The sequence below is a fragment of the Akkermansiaceae bacterium genome (assembly GCA_024233115.1).
Classification (GTDB): Bacteria; Verrucomicrobiota; Verrucomicrobiia; order Verrucomicrobiales; family Akkermansiaceae; genus Oceaniferula.
This window is the reverse complement of the sequence record JACKQB010000005.1, coordinates 377,012-394,758: the sequence shown is the minus strand read 5'-3', so window position 1 is coordinate 394,758 and position 17,747 is coordinate 377,012. Positions and strand designations below refer to the sequence as shown.

Sequence of the window (17,747 nt, the reverse complement as noted above, 5' to 3'; positions counted from 1 at the left end):
TTTCCCCTTCGTTAGATCAATTAGCTGATCTCTCCGCGGGCCAATCCTTTTTCCTCGAGGGCGGCTTGCGCGGCGGCAAGGCGGGCGACGGGGATGCGGAATGGTGAGCAGGAAACGTAGTTGAGTCCGGTGCGGTGGAAGAATTTCACGGAGGATGGATCTCCGCCGTGTTCACCACAGATACCGATCTTGAGTTTCTTCTTGGTGGCACGTCCGCCCTTGACACCCATCTCAACAAGTTTGCCGACACCCTCCTGGTCGAGAGCGGCGAACGGGTTGTTGCTGAGGACTTCGGCATCCTGGTAGGCAGGAAGGAAGCTGGAGGAGTCGTCACGCGACAGACCGAGGCCGGTCTGGGTGAGGTCGTTGGTTCCGAAGGAGAAGAACTCGGCGTGTTTCGCCACTTCAGAAGCGGTGAGGCATGCGCGTGGAATCTCCATCATGGTGCCGACGGTGTACTTCAACTGGCTCTTCTTGAGGCCGAGCTTCTTACGCACCGCATCGGCGGTTTCATCGATGACCTGTTTCTGGAGCTCGAGCTCACGGGCGTAGGAAACGAGGGGGACCATGATCTCGGGGAAGACCTTGGTGCCTTTGGCTTGCACCTCAGCGGCGGCTTCGAGGATGGCCTCGACCTGGGTGGCGGTGACAGCCGGGTAGCTGATACCGAGACGGCAGCCGCGGTGACCGAGCATCGGGTTCTCTTCGTGAAGGGCGTGGATACGCTTGGTGATGGCGGCGGCGCTCATACCGATCTTCTTGGAGAGGTCCTTCTTCTGGGTGGCATCCATGGTGCCGATGAACTCGTGCAGCGGTGGGTCCAGCAGGCGGATGGTCGCAGGGCGGCCGTCGAGTGCCTTGAAGATACCGGTGAAGTCTTTCTTCATAAACACCTTGATCTTCTTGAGTGCCTTGGCGCGGCCTTCATCGTCGTCAGCGAGGATCATCTCACGGACGGAGTCGATGCGGTTGCCCTCGAAGAACATGTGCTCCGCGCGAGTCAGGCCGATGCCTTCAGCGCCGAACTTGATGGCCTGGCTAACTTGCTCAGGGGTATCGGAGTTGGTGCGGACACCGAGCTTGCGATGGCTGTCGGTCCACTTCATCAGTTCCATGAACTTCTTGTAAGTGGCGGACCTCTTGGCGGCCGCCTTGTTCTCGATGAGCCCCTGGATCACCTGTGATGGGGACGACTTGATGCCACCGGCGTAGACGCTACCGACAAATCCGTTCAGGGAAAGCTCGTCGCCCTGCTTCAGGGTGACACCGTTTCCGGTGATGGTTTTCTTGGCGTAGTCGATGGTCATGTTGTGGGCACCACAGACGCACACCTTACCCATCTGGCGGGCAACGAGGGCGGCGTGTGAGGAGGCTCCACCCTCGGTGGTGAGAATACCCTCGGCAGCGATCATGCCGCGAAGGTCTTCCGGGGAAGTGGCCTGGCGCACAAGGATGACGGACTCGCCCTTGGCGGCGGCGGCGACGGACTCCTCAGCGGAGAAGTAGATCTTACCGGATGCGGCACCCGGTCCAGCCGGCAGGCCGCTACCCACTTTCCTGGCCGCTTTCTCATCCTTGGAGTCAAAGATCGGGGCGAGCAAGTGACTGAGGTCATCAGCCGGGATACGGAGGATGGCCTCCTCTTTCGAGATGAGGCGCTCCTTGACCATGTCGAGGGCGATGTTCACAGCGGCGAAACCGGTGCGTTTGCCGTTGCGGGTCTGGAGCATCCAGAGTTTGCCTTCCTCGATGGTGAACTCAACGTCCTGGACGTCACGGAAGTGCTTCTCGAGAACCGCACGGATTTTCAGAAGTTCCTTGTAGGACTTGGGAAGGTCCTTGGCCATCTTGGCGATGGGTTTGGGGGTGCGGACACCTGCCACCACGTCCTCGCCCTGGGCATCGATGAGGTACTCACCGTAGAAGACGTTTTCGCCGGTGGCGGGGTCGCGGGTGAAGGCGACGCCGGTGCCGGAGGTCTTACCGGTGTTACCGAAGACCATGGCCTGCACGTTCACGGCGGTGCCCCATGCGGCTGGGATACCGTACTTCTGGCGGTAGACGATGGCGCGGTCGTTGTTCCATGAGTTGAACACGGCGTTGACGGCACCCTTGAGCTGGTCGCGCGGATCCTCCGGGAAGTTCTTGCCGGAACGCTTCTTGATGAGTGCCTTGAACTCGCCGACAACCCACTGGAGTTGTTTGGCGGAGAGACCGGAGTCATCCTTCACCTTGGCCTTGGCCTTGGCTTCGTCGAGGATGACCTCATAGGGGTCATGGTGTTCGCCGGCTTCGGCTTCGACTTCCATCACAACACTGCCATACATCTGGAGGAAACGACGGTAGGAGTCCCAGGCGAACTTGGCGTTGCCGGTTTTCTTGGCGAGAGCCTCGACAACCTCATCGTTGATACCGAGGTTAAGGATGGTGTCCATCATGCCGGGCATGGATTCGCGGGCACCGGAGCGGACGGAAAGAAGCAGCGGGTTCTCGAGGTCGCCGAATTTTTTACCCATGGCGGCTTCCACCTTGGCGATGTTGGCCTCGATCTCTGCGTTGAGAGTCGCAGGGTATTTCTTACCGTGATCGTAGTAGTAGGTGCAGACCTCGGTGGTGATCGTGAAACCAGCCGGAACGGGAATTCCAATGAGGCCCATCTCGGCGAGGTTGGCGCCCTTACCTCCGAGGAGGTTTTTTTGAGAGCCGTTACCGTCGGCTTCTCCGCCTCCGAAGAAGTAGACGTGTTGTTTGGACTTAGGGGCGGGTGCCTTGCGAGCAATTTTCTTGGTGGCCTTTTTAGCGGCCTTCTTTTTGGTTGCCATCGTGATGGTTGTGTAGTTTTTGTTAGATGAAAACGCGGCGAGTATTCGCCCATTTCCAGAAAGAGGAGGCGCAACATAGCAAGCAAATGCACTTGGTCAAGCCCCTTGCAGGTTTTTGTGCTTGGTTTTCAACGGGATAGCTGTCGATGGCATGCAATACCACACCACCGCCGCGCCGAAAAAATTCTATAGCTTCAGTTTTATGAATCCTGAGCTGGAAAGGCAAACCTATCGCTCATCATCACCCAAAGGGGGCACATCCTGCTCAAGTGCCAGCCTGTAGTAATCGACCCCGCCCTGCTTTGAAAGGACAACAACCCCTTGATCACACACGATGATGAGTTTTCCTGTCTTCGTGACCGACATGCTTTGAGGGCAGGCCGGCAGAGTAAACCACGGCTGAATCGTGGCTGTATGTTCATTGGCGGTCACTTTATAGATCATGCCATCATTCATACCCATGTGCATGATTCCCTCTGCGGCGAGAATATGGCCGTTCCACTTTGCCAGTCCATATACATTTCCACTCAACAAACTCACTTGTTTTCCCTGGGTGGGCACATATTGAAACCCGCCATACCACTCACCGGCGTGGGCACCTAACAAGGTTCCTCCCGCAAGTTGCAAACTCTCCATTTGGCCCATTTTTAAAAATTGCACGCCATTGGTATCCCTGAGCCTGATGAATTCAGCTGCTATTTTCGGATGTTTGACTTCAAACGCATGAAAATCCTCGTTTCTTGAACTTACCGGAGCCAAATCACCCAAGTCGGGCGGCACAACGTCGTTTTTTTTGTAGTTCGTCAAATCATAAAGCACATCACCAAACACCCCTATGCCGTCACAACCAAAGACTTCCTCAAAGTTCTCACCGTTCTCGATGACCTGGATCGCTTTTTGGGCAAGATCACGCACCGGAGGGAACCAATGTGCTTTCGAGGCACTTTTGAGTGCTGGCAGTGATGGCCTGTGCCGCAACTTTGCCAAGGTGTAGGCCGCTGCGTAGGCTTGTCGCCAATCGGTTTTTACTTCTAAAAATGGAGTCACCCGGCTTGCACCCGCTTGATACCCGATGTCACCGATGGTTGTGATCGTGGCGACCCTGCTCTGGCCATCCCCTGACGCTAACCAAGGCATCACCTGAGGCCCAACGTGGTGGGCCGCATCCCCAAGCATACCGATATCGAGAATCGAATATTCCCCCGTGCCGGCATTCAATTGACGGACCAGAGCGATCGCCGCGTGCCTGCCCCCGCAGTCAATGATCGCGGAGTCCAGCACCTCAGCCCACTCTTGCTTATCCTCTGACCATAGCCTCCTTAATTGAAGTAAAGCCGGCTCAGCGGAGGGGCCGACACTACCCAGCAGCAGAACGGCGCATTTTCTTCGCTTCATTGACCTCTTTTTATCCTTGGCAATCTTGAGCAAACCCGCAACCGCGCTTTCAGCATCCACTCCCATTTCCTTGATTACCCACTTGAGCCCTTGATAGTAGTCGAAACGTTTTTCGAGATCCACTACGTCGAAATGGTGTAATAAATAAGGCATCGCTTTCGGTCCCAGTTGGGCCAGGGTATGACTCACTTGCGCATGTGTCTGCGGGTTACGCAGGAAGTCATCGGCGAGAAAGCGGATCGCCTTGGCGTTGCCGATCCGACCGATAACCGATGGCAGCCAGCCAGAGCCATTCAAGTATCCCTCGATCAGTGCATCCAGCTGCTCAGGAACCACACCTGCCGAGCATTCCAGAATGACGTAGCCTGCCAACCTGGGCACCCCTTTTTTTTCATGTTTCAACAAAGGAATGAGAGCCCTGACGGCGGCTTTTTTATCTCCCAGGGCGAACTCCTTGGCCAGGGACTGTTCATCCTCCCCCATTCCGGCGGCAGGCCGTGCGATACGGATCAACTCCGCTGTCAGCTTGTCCAGATCGTTTTTCTGCTGGGCAAGGGCCAAGGAAGACAGTGCCGTCATCATGGCGACAAACCACAGCATTCGGGTTTTCATAGCTGTATTCTGTCGGGCTGGAGCCCGGAGATCAAACAAGAACATCACCCCGCAACCGGGTCTTTTTTCAAAAAGACTCTTGATTTATTTAATAAAAATTGATATTTATAAATCCAGCAACCTCAAGACACCCTTATGAAAACCAAATTTCTAACCCTCATTGCGATTGGGATGGCCACGGCAGCGAGCCAGGCGTTCACCATCGATTTCAACGCACTGGTCGTCCCACTGGGAACGACGGTGACATCCACAACGCCCTTGACCGTGAACGTAGCAGGTTATGGGGACGTTAAATTCGAGGTTGCCAACCCGGATGTTTTGGTCGTGGGCATGAATCACCAGAATGACTCGGGCACCTACATGAACTCGCTTGAGCTCGATGCGGGCGAAACCGTGCTCGTGACATTTCTCGGGCCGAAAGCACTGAACGTCGATTTTGATATCATCGGTATCAATGCCGGTGAGAGTGCCAACCCGGTGCCAGTTGGATTCAGCGGCTCGGAATACCAGCTCGATGCCATTGGTGGCAACGGTGTAGGTATTGCAGCCATCAGCTGGAATACGGTTCCCGAGCCAAGCAGCAGCCTTCTGGTCCTTGTTGGAGCGGGATCGCTGATCCTGCGCCGTCGGAGGGATTAGGGTAAAAACAGCACATCCATTTTTCCAAATACCGATGCCCTTGCAACACGGGGGTGCCGGTATTTTTTTAGCCAAAAAAGATCCGGGTTCTGGGCAAATCGGGATCCCAAAAAAGCACACGGAGGATGCGCCCCCGTGTGCTATGGAATTGGTTGGGATTAAAAAGTATCAGTCTTTGCCGTATTTTTTGAAGGTGTCTTCGACGCCGTCCATTTTTTTGCCAAATGCTTCCATGGCTGTGCCAAGGATGGCTCCGACCTCCTGGTTGCCCATGATATTTTTCATGGCAGCCATCATTCTTTCCTTATTGTCTTGTTCGGCCTTGTCCATTTTCTCCTTGACGAGTTTTTTATCCTCTTCGGACGGCTCGCCAAGGGCATCGAGACGACCAGCAATAGCAACGAGCTCGTCGCCGATCTCATCGATTCTTGTCGCTGATTTTTCGGCACTTTCCTTGTCTTTGGCGGACTCAATGGCAGTGATCAGTTCCTCCATTTGGGTAAGCATCTCGTCGCTCAGGGAAGCGGCGGTGTCTTTTTTTCCGCAGGACATCACAAACAGGGAAAGCACCATGGATGTTGTTACCGCAATTAGGGATAATGTTGATTTCATAATAGGTTGTTGGGTTGTTGGTCTGGCTCACGCGCCATCAGGGTGATGACGGGTGGCCAGTCAGCCTATGCAAAAAAAGCTCCTGTAAAAAACAAGAATCGTCCAGTTTACGAGATTTCCATTCATTTACCAATCCAGCACGGCGATCATGGGCAGCACCGTCAGCATCACCACCAAAGCCAGCATGATCCCCATTTTGACGTAATCGATAAACCGGTATCCGCCAGGCCCCATGACCAGGACATTGGCCGGATGGGAAATGGGACTGGTAAAGCTCGCCGACGCCGCCATCGCAACCGCCATGATAATCATGTGCGGCGGCACACCAAAGCGACCCGCTGCATCCATGGCAATGGGTGCCATGATCAGTACCAGCGCCGTTGTCGGTACAATGGTGGTGGCAGCGGCAGTCACCAGATAGAGGCCCATGATAATACCCCAGGCGCCAAACGGTTCGGCAACGGTCGCCACCCCCTCTGCAATCCACTGGGCCGCTCCGGTTTCCTGCATCGCGGTGCCCAGCGGGATCATACAGGCAATCAGGAAAACTGACTGCCACTCGATCGAGCGATACGCCTCGTCCATGCTCAGGCACCGGGCACCGACCATGACCACCACTCCGGCGATGGCGGCGACCGCGATCGGTAATACGCCACCCAAGACCAGCACCACCACCGCCAGCATCACCACCGATGCCACGATGGCTTTTGGCCGCGATTTCACCGCCACCACGTCATCGGCTGTCCGTGTCAGAACCAGGAAATCAGGGTCCGTTGTCAGCTCCTCGATCCTCTCCCGGGGGCCGGAAAGAAGCAGGGCGTCGCCGAATGCGAGTTTTGTTTTCCACAGGTAACCAGTCATGGCCTTGCCGCCCCGCCAGATCGCCAGGATCTGCAAGCCATAACGCTTCCTGAAATTAAGCGCCTTCACCGTCTGTCCCACCAAACGGCTCTGTGGTGACAGGGTGATCTCGGTATGCCCCACTTCGTTGCGCTCCAGGGGGTCGAGCACATCCTCCTCACTGACTTCCAGGCTCTGCAAAGCTTGCAGCCATTCCGCCGTCTCCCTGGTTCCGTGGACTAACAGCCTGTCACCGGTTTCAAACCGATCATCCCCGGTGGGGAAATAGCTGGAGCCCGATTTGCGGGCTATCCCGACAACACGTAATTGCAGCACATCACCAAGCCCGCTCTCCGATATCTTCATTCCTGTTAGGTGGGATTGCCCGGGAATGCTGAGCTCAAACAAGGTTTCAGACTCTGGATACACCTCCCCGATCCGATCCGGCCCAAGCACTTCAGCCGATGAAAAGCCCCCCTTTTGCTCATACCGGTTGAGGTTGTCATTCTTCGTTTCCACCAGCAGCCGATCGCCCGCGCTGAGCTCGATGGCGGCAATGCCTTCCCTCGTCACCCGGTCACCACGGATCACAGCCAGGATATGCCCGCAGAAGCGCGTGGAAAACTGGGTTTCCCCTACCCTTTTCCCGATCAGGTCCGAGCTATCGCCCAATGCAACATCGAGAAAGACCACGTGTTGAATCGCTAACAACTCTGTGATTTCCCGGCCACTCGCCATCTCAAGCGCCTGCCACTGTAAAAAATCCCTGAATTCCTCAATACTTCCCTGGAGGAATAGAATGTCCCCGCCGTCGATGATAAAACCACCATCCACATCAGAATGCATCGTTTCGCCACGCTTCACCGCATAGACATTCAAGCCTAACACCGCACCAAGCCGGCTATCCGCCAGTGTCCGACCCACCAAAGGTGAATGCGGGCGCACCCGCAACCGGAACAGCCGGTTCTCAATCTGGTAATCAAACTGCAACCTCGGTCCGGCCTCGACCATTTTCCCACGGAATTTGTGCGGCACCTCCTTCGGTAGCAGGTGACGACCCAAAAACGCCACAAACAGCGAGCCCGCGATCAGTGCGGGCAAACCGACCGGTGTGAATGAAAACAGGCCGAACGGCTCATGCCCGGCTTGCTGCAAAGCCGTTGCCGCCACCAGGTTGGGCGGGGTTCCGATCATCGTTGTCAATCCTCCTAACAGGGATGCATAAGCCATCGGCATCAGCAGACGTGCCGGCGAAATCCCGGTTCGGCGGGCGATATCCATTACCACAGGCAGCATCAACGCCGCCACCCCGATATTGTTCATAAAAGCGGACATCACCCCGGTCGCCAGCATGATCGTCAGGATAATCCTCGGCTCGGTATCACCCGCCATACGGAATACCTGCCTGCCGATCACATCCGCCACCCCGGTGGCACTGAGCCCCGCGCTTAGAATGAACATGGCCCACACCGTCACCACTGCCGGGTTGCTGAAACCCTCGAGCGCCTGTTCCATACTTACCAAACCCGCCACCGCGAGAACAGCCAGCACTAACAACGCAACCAGATCCATCCGCAGCTTGTCGCTGACAAACAGCACCAGCGAGACCAACAACAAGGCCAGGACAAAACCAATTTCATAGTTCATACAACAATTAATGGGTATGCTATCAAACTCCCGACTCGAAGCAAGCCAGGCTTTACGCGAATCCTGTACGTAAAATTGACGATGAATTGCACTTGAGATGCCCCCCCGATCATCTAAACCTCATGTGTGAAACCACTTAGCGCCCTAATCCTGGTCGGGGGCATCATCCTGACTGTCACCAGCTTTGTTGCCGCCGAAAAAAGCGCATCGCCACCACCCAATATCATCCTGATCCTCGCCGATGACCTTGGCCATGGAGATCTTTCCTACAACGGCTGTCAGGATATCAAGACACCCCATCTCGACAAGCTGGCCGGTGCTGGTCTGATCCTGAATGACCACCATACCACGGCCAGTGTCTGCGCTCCGTCTCGGGCCGGTTTGATGTCGGGAAAGTACCAACAGCACTTTGGCTTCGAGTGTAACGGCCCGCATGGAAAATTCGGCTTGCCCGGCAGTGTCGTCACCTACGCCGAAGCCATGAAAGCCGCCGGTTACGAAACCATGGGACTTGGCAAATGGCACTTGGGCTCACAACCTGAGATGCACCCGAACGCCCAGGGCTTTGACCACTTCAGCGGGTTTATCGCCGGTGGCCGCAGCTATTTCCCGGAAAAGAAAATCAATGCCGAGCAGATGATGCAGCGCAACGGCAAACAGGTACCGGAGCCGGAAATCAAATACGTCACCAACTGGCTCACCGATGAGGCGATCCGGCTGATCGATCATCGCCAGAAGGACAAACCCTTTTTGATGTACCTCTCCTACAACGCGCCACACACACCCATGCACGCGCTGGAGGAGGATCTTGCCCTCTACCGGCACATCGACAAAAAAAACCGTCGTACCTACGCCGCCATGGTCCACAACATGGATCAAAACATCGGTAGACTCAGACGCCACCTTGAGGAGAACCAGCTTAGCGACAATACCATGGTCATTTTCTGCAGCGACAACGGAGGCGCCACGACAAATGCATCGGACAACGGCATCTACCGCGGCATGAAAGGCAGCAAATGGGAAGGTGGCCACCGTGTTCCCTGCATCATACATTGGCCCGCCGGGGGACTAACAGGCGGCAAGCGCATCGGGATGCTCACTTCCACACTCGATTTCATGGCCACCAGTCTGGACGTTGCCGGTCGGAAGGAACAAATCAAGGCTCTCGGCCTCGATGGCGTCAGTCTGTTACCCGGACTACAAAACATTTCCCCGTCCAAGGGGCACGACACCCTCTACTTTCGGCGCTCCGTCGCGGCAGCTGTCAGGGATGGCAACTGGAAGCTCATCCGGGTGGAGAATGAAGACCTGGGCCACCGCTTCCTCCTCTTTGATCTTGCCAGGGACATTGGCGAAACAAAGGACCTGGCCAAACAACATCCGGAAAGGGTGCAACAGCTTGCCGCCAAACTCGCCACCTGGGAAAAAGGAATACAAGCCCCGGCATGGAGAGAGGGGAAGAAATGGGAAAGCAACCAACGTAAAAAACACCACATGGATGTGATCGGCCGCGAAGCCGAACGCAAACTCCCCTAGCCGCCATGGCCTGTGCTCCTGTCACAGGCCGACCTCCTGTCGGAACACGGCAACCGCATCATCATAGAATGACCGAAAACAATCCCTACGCCACCCCCCAGTCGGATATCAGCGTCACCGGAGACCGGGCCAGTTTCCATGACCTCGATACCAAAGCCTTGAAAAAACTGCGCAACAACTCGCACACCATCCGTGCTCTTGGCGGAGTGAATATCCTGGTGATCCTCGTCTCGGCATCACTGCTCAGCCTGCTCTCCAGCCACTACCTCGACCAGCTCTCAGTGGGGATTGCCATTGCAGCGATCATACTCGGTCTGCTCAGCGCCTACGCACTGTGGTGGAGACCCGCTGGTGGCAGGGTCATCGGCATTCTCAGTTGCATCCTCATGTTGGCATCGTTCCCGATTGGCACCTTGATCGGCATCCTGGGTATCATTTCCCTCTCCCAGAGTGGAATCTTGTTTGGTCCGGACAAACCTCGACACAAGGACATCGAGGCAGAATGGAAATACCGCAAGAAAAACAAGGTGGGCTAACAGATTCAACCCCCTAAGAAAACCCTCCTCCAACGCGTTGGGGAGGTATGCTACGCATCTTTGCCATCACACTTGTTTCGGTCGTACTCTGCATCCAGCTGGTTTTGTTACCGACCCGTGGGTTTATCCACCAGTACTTTGGCAAAGACCGTCCTTTTCTTAAACTCCCCGTAGCCTCCAATGGCGGCCGCTACGGATGTCACGCCCGCGGCATCACCGAGCTCAGTTACAACCAGGAGGGAAAGTGGGTGAGCCGTGGAAAACATGCCATGGATGACACGCAGGTCACGCCCTACCTCCGCAGCCTCGTCCAGCAGCAAGAAGCGCGTGGATACACCCCCATCATCCGCTTAAGAATCCCCGCCAAAACCCCCGCCAAACACTTCATCAGGATGACCCGCTACGCCGGGGATGCGGGTATCGAGAACGTCCTTCTAGCAGTCTGGAAACCTCATCCCTACCCTCCGAAATGAAAGTGGCGATTTTCGCCCGCTCCCCGGATGGAAGCTTTGCGACGGTATCCTGAATTCCAGTGACTTGTGTCATGTCCCATACATCCCACAGAATGCCGGCATGACCATATTTTCAGCTCTCAAGATTCACTGCGCCCCCCACGTAAGGAGGGTGGACACTCTTGCCTGCCCACCCTCGCCCGCTGTGGAGTGCGCGAAGTTGTAGAAAAAAGCGACCCCACCTCTGATCAAAAAGGCGGGGTCACAATAAGGAAGCACTTTTGTATCTGGACGTCCCCGCCGGACGAGGAGCAAGGCTGTTAATTCAAGCAGCCAGCTTGTACTTCAAACTTTGTCTTGATTCCGTTAGGATAAATATCAGAATATCGACATGTCTGAAAGCAAAAAATGTGTGTTCTCGTTCGATATCGGCCATTCTTCCATCGGCTGGGCTGTCCTTACTCAGAACCAACCCCACCCAGAAGTTTTGGGATGCGGCTCCGTTATCTTCCCTAAAGACGATTGCCTTGCCTCGGCACGACGCGGACACCGCCGCACCCGCCGCAATATCCGTGCTACCCGCCAGCGAATAGACCAGCTAAAAAAACTATTCCTCCACCTTAAGCTACTAACCCAAGACCAGCTAAATGCTATGGGACACCCTGCCCCGCACGCCTTAGCAGCACGCTCCTTGCTCTCCAACTCCCCTACTCTCTCATGGCTTGAGCTATGGCACGTGCTTCGTTGGTATGCACATAATCGAGGCTACGACGGCAACTCACGCTGGGCAAAGCAAGAAGACTCGCCTGAGGATACTGAAAAGGAAAAATCTGCGCTCAAACTTATGGATGAGCACGGCACGGGAACCATGGCTGAAACCATATGTGCAGCACTCGGCATAGTTCCTCATGAAAAGAAAATCTCATCTCACCTCCCCTACAAGACACTGGACGCCGCCTTTCCTAGGAAAGTGGTTCGCGATGAAGTCCTCACTATCCTCGAGAAACATAAAGGCCACCTTCCTCACCTGGATGACAATTTCATTCGTACTTTGATTGCCGCCGATGGAGACAAGGATAAACGTGCTTGGCAAAGCATCTCTGTTCCGGGCATTCAACTCCCCCGCCGCTACTACGGCGGCCTGCTCTTCGGACAACTCATCCCGCGCTTTGATAACCGGATCATTTCTGTCTGCCCCATCTCCGGCGACAAGGTTCCCAACAAAGCAAATCTCGATTTTCTCCGCTTCCGCTGGGCCATGTTGATCGCTAATATCAAAGCTGACGGTAAAAATCTCAGCCCAAAACAGCGGCAGTCCGTCAATCAGCTCATGGAAAGTAAAGGGCGGCTAACCCCTACAGAACTCGATAAGCACGTACGCCAGCTAACAGGAGTAACAAGCACCAACATCAAAGCATCCTTCGAGATCCACCCCGATTCCAAAGACGCCCTCGAACTAGACCCAGCTCTGGGCTACGCAGAATCGGCAAATACCAACAAACGCAACACCCTCTATCCATACTGGATGCTCCTTCCACAAAAGGTTCAAAAACGAGCTATAAACCGCTGGAAAAAACAACGTCCCGTTACTCTTCAATGGATGCTCGATGAGTGCGAAAAGGAAAACCATGATAACTCAGACCTTGAATCCCAGATTCAAACATCTTTTGAGGCAGATCAAAAAAAGAAAAAGCCAACCTTTCTCACCAAAGACCACTTCCTTAAAAAAGCTTTTTGCCCAAAACCACTCACAGGACGCGCTCGCTACTCGCGCAAAATCATGCGGGATGTATATGAATTTGTCCTTAGCACTGACCGTCACCCGACCGAAGCCGGCCAGGGCGATCTCCCTGCCGGGCCTATCTATTGCTCCAAGGAAGTCAAAGCCACAGAGCGGAGTAAGCCCATCACTGATTTAACCAACAATCATCTCATTCGCCAACGGATCGATATCCTACTTCGCCTAACTGATGACATCATCGAAAACTATGCTGAGGGGAACCCAAAAGCAGTCTCAGATATTATCGTCGAAGTAGCCCGGGATCTACAAGAATATTCAGGACTCACCGCCAAAGAAATGGCAGGAGAACTTACCAAACGCCTCTCCCACTTCAAATCCGCTGTCAAATACCTCGAAGAAAATGCGCCGGATCTTCCCATCAACGGCTCAATCATCCGCAAATGCCGCATTGCCATGGATTTAGACTGGCACTGCCCTTTCACAGGTAAATCATACGATGCTGTCGATCTTCACAAACTCGAACGCGAACACGTCATCCCATATTCAGACCGACCAACCAACGCACTCAGCGCCCTTGTCCTTACCTTTGACTGGGTCAACAAACTCAAAGGAAAACGCACGGGACTTCAGTTTATCAAAGATATGGCAGATGATAAACGTTTTCTGACGCCCAAACAATACGAGGCATTCGTTTCTAAACTTAAAGTAGCCCAAAAGGCCACTTACCCAGACGACTTTCATCGACAGTCCTCTCGAAAAAAACTCATGATGGTGGAAAACTACGAGGCAAAGGACCACGGTTTCACCGCCGGAGCATTGTCTCAAACATCTCATCTGAACCGCCTATCGGCCCGCCAGTTGGAAAAGAAATTCATTGATCCCAACACAGGAGAGCCCACCGTCCGCATCCACTCCATACCAGGACAAATCACGGCAGAAGTCCGCAAATCCTGGCGACTACTCGGAACCCTGGCGCAGGCCTGCCCCGATATTCTCGAGCCAAGCATCAAGGAGCTTGAGTCCGAAGCCATCGCAAGTGCAGAGAAAGAACTCAAAAAACAAATCAAGGCCGGAACCCTTGAGGAAAAGGATCGCGAAGGACTCATCCAAACTTTCCTGGAGCGCATACCGGATGATGCCAAACGGAATGCTGGAAAACCGCGGAACAAAACTGAGATACGGAGTATCACACACCTCCACCATGCTCTCGATGCTGCCACCATCGCCCTCACCCACCACTACCTGCCTGGCCGACTTCCTGGACAGTCAGAAAATGAAAAAGGAGCCATCTGGTCAGCCATGCTTAAACGCAACAAATCTGATCAGGAAATAGCCATGCTGCTAAGCACTAATATGTTCGTCAAACACCCTAAAAAAGACAGAGAAGGAAACGAAACGAACAAATGCGACGCATGCCTAATCGACATCCCCAAAGAAATCAAAAGCAACCTGGCTGAACGACTAGCGGAAAAGCGCGTGGTTCAACACATCCCAGCAGATCAATCCGGAGCTAAACTTGAACTCAATCAATGGCGAGTCGTTCTCATCGATAATGAACAAGTCATTCTGACACAACGTCCAAACCGTAGGCTCATGGAGCAGGATAAAGCACACACCGAACGGAAATGGAAAGATGGTACATTAACATCCAAAGAAAAAAATCTCCTCGAGATGAGCGCACATGTCCTCACTGCGCGGGAGAGAAAGCTAATTGAACGCGGCATTGTAAAAATCCGGGCAGAAAAACTTGGGAAGATTGTTGGGCTAGAAAAAGGGAAGCTTTCAAACAATAAAGCCGCACTCCTCATATCAGAAAATTACGGTCTCGCCCTCGACCCTCAACCGGTAATCATACCATTCCACAATGTTTCACAACGACTCAAACAACTCAAAGAAGCAAACAACGGTTCTTCACCTCGGGTTATAAGAAACGGCATGCTAATTAATATTACTAATTGGAATGGCAAAAACGGGCTATGGAGGGTCTTCTCCTGCAAAGCATCGCTCAAACTCGACCTTGGGAGAGTAGATGGGATGAGCAGTCTTTGGAGAGAAGTGTCCATTCCTTCATTGTTACAAAAGAACGCCATCGAAGTAATGCATCCATCTCTTACAGGTCTAACAACGGAATGACAGGCGAGATAATCCGGGCCTATTTCTGCGCCTAATTTTACAGGATAGCATAGTGTCTTACCACATCGTCAGCATCGACTCCCCCGAGTGTTCTATTTCTTGCAAGAAAGGACAACTGACGTGCAACACTGGTAATGAAACACGGTCTATCCCTCTGGAAGACGTCGCAGCCATCGTCATCACCTCTTTTTCAGCTTCTATCCACTCCAAACTACTGCTTGAGGCATCAAAATTAGGTGTCGCACTGGTCGTCTGCGAAACATTCAAACCTGCCGCATTGCTGCTACCCGCCAACCGATCCACGGACACTCTTCTCACCCGTGCCCAGATCAGCCTGCCCAAGAAGGTTCTCGATAACCTCTGGCGCAAAACGATCGATGCCAAAACGTTGAATCAACTGAGTTTGGCTGAACAAATTGCGCCCAATCACTCCACTCTCAAGCTCCTCGCCATGACCGCGCGCGGTCGCAAAATGCACAAGGAATCCATCTGTGCCCGGGCATTCTGGGATATCTATGGCGATGCCATTGCCGAGACAGACGACTTCAAACGCGGCAGAAACGAGGGTGGAGTCAACCAGCTGCTCAACTACGGTTACGCCATTCTCCTCTCCACAGTGCTACAGAACTGTTTTGCTCTCGGAATCGACCCTACCTTCGGCATCAACCATGTTGTGCGCGAGCGTTCCACTCCCCTCGCCTACGACCTCATGGAGCCGTTTCGCCCGTGTGTTGATTGGCGCGTCGCCCAGTGGGTTAGACAGCACCCCGGCTCCGAAGACTGGGAGGTCACCCCTGAATTCAGGAAATGGGTAACAGGCTTCCCCACCGTCAGAATCGACTACTTCGGCCTCCAACTCGATATCCGGAGCTGCATCGAAGGTGTCATTCGCTCCTTCAGGAAAGCTCTCGTCGAACAAAGAGCCGGACTTTACAAACCATGGACACACTCAAATTCAAAATGGGCTGGCTAATGGTAGCATTCGACCTCCCGGTCATCACAAAAAAGGAACGGAAAGCTGCTACAAACTTCCGCAAGTTTCTCTTGGAGGATGGATACCAGATGATGCAGTTCAGCGTTTACATCCGCCCCTGCGTCACCGCCTCACGCCAGCAAACCCACCTCCGCCGGGTCAAAGCCCACATGCCCCCGGAAGGTTCCGTGAGAGCGATTTACATCACCCGCGCCCAATGGGAACGCTCATACATCATCCACGGAAGCCCCGCTGAGGAAGTCCCTCCAGAACAACTGCCTGACCAGACCCTTCTGTGGTAACTCATTGATAATGAAAATCCAATAGAGCAACTATGTTGCCCTATTGGATTTTGGAATCAAGGCAAAGCATATTCCATCCACGGGATGGGTGCATCTCAATGTTGCCCTATTGGATTTTGGAATCAAGGCAAAGCAGGTTGTGCTTCCGCTTCCCGTTGCGTCCAATGTTGCCCTATTGGATTTTGGAATCAAGGCAAAGCCAGATGGACGAGGACCCGTGTAATGTGGTCATGTTGCCCTATTGGATTTTGGAATCAAGGCAAAGCCTGAGGGGATTTTCCACGGCGGCACGCTGGAATGTTGCCCTATTGGATTTTGGAATCAAGGCAAAGCAGGGGAGTCCTCTCAGCGGGCGCACTCGCATGTTGCCCTATTGGATTTTGGAATCAAGGCAAAGCAGTTTCTCCGATCTTGCCTAGGTATGACGTATGTTGCCCTATTGGATTTTGGAATCAAGGCAAAGCTCGTTGCGAAATAGTGGCGGCAGGCGTGCGATGTTGCCCTATTGGATTTTGGAATCAAGGCAAAGCAGTGCCGAGGTGATGCGCGGCAGCTTAAGCATGTTGCCCTATTGGATTTTGGAATCAAGGCAAAGCTCATGAAGAATGCTGTTGCGCCGATTGCTGATGTTGCCCTATTGGATTTTGGAATCAAGGCAAAGCTGTCCACGGGTGCGGTGGATGAGCCGGCGTATGTTGCCCTATTGGATTTTGGAATCAAGGCAAAGCTCATGAAGAATGCTGTTGCGCCGATTGCTGATGTTGCCCTATTGGATTTTGGAATCAAGGCAAAGCGTGTGGAGACGATCCACGGGGAGGTGATTTATGTTGCCCTATTGGATTTTGGAATCAAGGCAAAGCCTTGCCCATGAGCTGTTCGGCGGCTTTGTATGTTGCCCTATTGGATTTTGGAATCAAGGCAAAGCACACCCTGCTGGTGTAGGCGCAGGAGAACCATGTTGCCCTATTGGATTTTGGAATCAAGGCAAAGCGGTTGGTGTTGGTTGGTGTTGGATTTTATCATGTTGCCCTATTGGATTTTGGAATCAAGGCAAAGCTCCCGTTTATCTCGCCAAGCTCGACGGTGCATGTTGCCCTATTGGATTTTGGAATCAAGGCAAAGCATGGGGTGCGGCTTGTTGTCCTGGCGGGCCATGTTGCCCTATTGGATTTTGGAATCAAGGCAAAGCTCAACATTCATTCGTTCCTCATTCATGTGAATGTTGCCCTATTGGATTTTGGAATCAAGGCAAAGCTATGAGGTCGAGCCAGTCGGCGTTGGTGTTATGTTGCCCTATTGGATTTTGGAATCAAGGCAAAGCTGCCTCTCGGCCAGCTTCAGCTCCGCGCCCATGTTGCCCTATTGGATTTTGGAATCAAGGCAAAGCTGCCGTGGTTGCGATGATTGACGCCTAAAAATGTTGCCCTATTGGATTTTGGAATCAAGGCAAAGCTGGGCATGGATACACCACCGGTGGGCGAGTATGTTGCCCTATTGGATTTTGGAA

At 53.6% G+C, this 17,747-nt stretch carries 11 protein-coding genes and 1 CRISPR repeat array (1 of these 12 cut by a window edge); of the genes, 7 read left to right on the top strand and 4 right to left on the bottom strand.

Features of this window, described 5'->3' with window-relative positions:
• Nucleotides 1-20 precede the first annotated feature (20 nt).
• Together H7A51_15320 and H7A51_15315 are read right to left on the bottom strand one after the other, a co-directional pair.
• Complete coding sequence (locus H7A51_15320) at nucleotides 21-2,822, bottom strand: pyruvate, phosphate dikinase (protein ID MCP5537589.1); 2,802 nt, start codon at nucleotides 2,820-2,822, stop codon at nucleotides 21-23.
• A gap of 228 nt (nucleotides 2,823-3,050) precedes the next feature.
• A complete protein-coding gene (locus H7A51_15315; GenBank protein ID MCP5537588.1) occupies nucleotides 3,051-4,829 on the bottom strand; it encodes a hypothetical protein in 1,779 nt (592 codons plus the stop codon).
• Between the two features lie 135 nt (nucleotides 4,830-4,964).
• Here H7A51_15315 and H7A51_15310 point away from each other — a divergent pair, with 135 nt between their 5' ends.
• A complete protein-coding gene (locus tag H7A51_15310; GenBank protein ID MCP5537587.1) occupies nucleotides 4,965-5,468 on the top strand; it encodes a PEP-CTERM sorting domain-containing protein in 504 nt (167 codons plus the stop codon).
• Between the two features lie 168 nt (nucleotides 5,469-5,636).
• Here H7A51_15310 and H7A51_15305 read toward each other — a convergent pair whose 3' ends face one another.
• Together H7A51_15305 and H7A51_15300 are read right to left on the bottom strand one after the other, a co-directional pair.
• Nucleotides 5,637-6,080, bottom strand: coding sequence for a hypothetical protein (locus H7A51_15305; GenBank protein ID MCP5537586.1), 444 nt, complete (start codon nucleotides 6,078-6,080; stop codon nucleotides 5,637-5,639).
• 126 nt (nucleotides 6,081-6,206) lie between these two features.
• Nucleotides 6,207-8,567 (bottom strand): SLC13 family permease, encoded by a 2,361-nt coding sequence (locus H7A51_15300; protein MCP5537585.1) that lies wholly within the window; start codon nucleotides 8,565-8,567, stop codon nucleotides 6,207-6,209.
• A gap of 126 nt (nucleotides 8,568-8,693) precedes the next feature.
• On the opposite strand from H7A51_15300, the gene H7A51_15295 reads away from it, so the two are divergent.
• From H7A51_15295 to cas2, 6 genes are all read left to right on the top strand, one after another.
• Nucleotides 8,694-10,103, top strand: coding sequence for a sulfatase-like hydrolase/transferase (locus H7A51_15295; GenBank protein ID MCP5537584.1), 1,410 nt, complete (start codon nucleotides 8,694-8,696; stop codon nucleotides 10,101-10,103).
• Between the two features lie 68 nt (nucleotides 10,104-10,171).
• Nucleotides 10,172-10,639 carry a hypothetical protein gene (locus H7A51_15290; protein ID MCP5537583.1) on the top strand — a complete coding sequence of 156 codons (468 nt, stop codon included), beginning with the start codon at nucleotides 10,172-10,174 and terminating at the stop codon, nucleotides 10,637-10,639.
• Nucleotides 10,640-10,686: 47 nt separating this feature from the next.
• A complete protein-coding gene (locus H7A51_15285) occupies nucleotides 10,687-11,112 on the top strand; it encodes a hypothetical protein (GenBank protein ID MCP5537582.1) in 426 nt (141 codons plus the stop codon).
• A gap of 370 nt (nucleotides 11,113-11,482) precedes the next feature.
• Nucleotides 11,483-14,965, top strand: coding sequence for a hypothetical protein (locus H7A51_15280; GenBank protein MCP5537581.1), 3,483 nt, complete (start codon nucleotides 11,483-11,485; stop codon nucleotides 14,963-14,965).
• A gap of 52 nt (nucleotides 14,966-15,017) precedes the next feature.
• Complete coding sequence (gene cas1 / locus H7A51_15275) at nucleotides 15,018-15,938, top strand: type II CRISPR-associated endonuclease Cas1 (GenBank protein MCP5537580.1); 921 nt, start codon at nucleotides 15,018-15,020, stop codon at nucleotides 15,936-15,938.
• Nucleotides 15,926-16,240, top strand: coding sequence for a CRISPR-associated endonuclease Cas2 (gene cas2 / locus H7A51_15270; protein MCP5537579.1), 315 nt, complete (start codon nucleotides 15,926-15,928; stop codon nucleotides 16,238-16,240). Before cas1 ends, cas2 begins: the two co-directional genes overlap by 13 nt.
• Nucleotides 16,241-16,272: 32 nt before the next feature.
• Nucleotides 16,273-17,747: a CRISPR direct-repeat array (repeat unit 36 nt; unit sequence ATGTTGCCCTATTGGATTTTGGAATCAAGGCAAAGC) (it continues 1,726 nt past the right edge of the window).

Bases quoted from the DNA above. Each gene is read 5' to 3' on its own strand.
- H7A51_15320 (MCP5537589.1), bottom strand. From the start codon at position 2,822: ATGGCAACCAAAAAGAAGGCCGCTAAAAAGGCCACCAAGAAAATTGCT.
- H7A51_15315 (MCP5537588.1), bottom strand. From the start codon at position 4,829: ATGAAAACCCGAATGCTGTGGTTTGTCGCCATGATGACGGCACTGTCT.
- H7A51_15310 (MCP5537587.1), top strand. From the start codon at position 4,965: ATGAAAACCAAATTTCTAACCCTCATTGCGATTGGGATGGCCACGGCA.
- H7A51_15305 (MCP5537586.1), bottom strand. From the start codon at position 6,080: ATGAAATCAACATTATCCCTAATTGCGGTAACAACATCCATGGTGCTT.
- H7A51_15300 (MCP5537585.1), bottom strand. From the start codon at position 8,567: ATGAACTATGAAATTGGTTTTGTCCTGGCCTTGTTGTTGGTCTCGCTG.
- H7A51_15290 (MCP5537583.1), top strand. From the start codon at position 10,172: ATGACCGAAAACAATCCCTACGCCACCCCCCAGTCGGATATCAGCGTC.
- H7A51_15285 (MCP5537582.1), top strand. From the start codon at position 10,687: ATGCTACGCATCTTTGCCATCACACTTGTTTCGGTCGTACTCTGCATC.
- H7A51_15280 (MCP5537581.1), top strand. From the start codon at position 11,483: ATGTCTGAAAGCAAAAAATGTGTGTTCTCGTTCGATATCGGCCATTCT.
- cas2 (MCP5537579.1), top strand. From the start codon at position 15,926: ATGGGCTGGCTAATGGTAGCATTCGACCTCCCGGTCATCACAAAAAAG.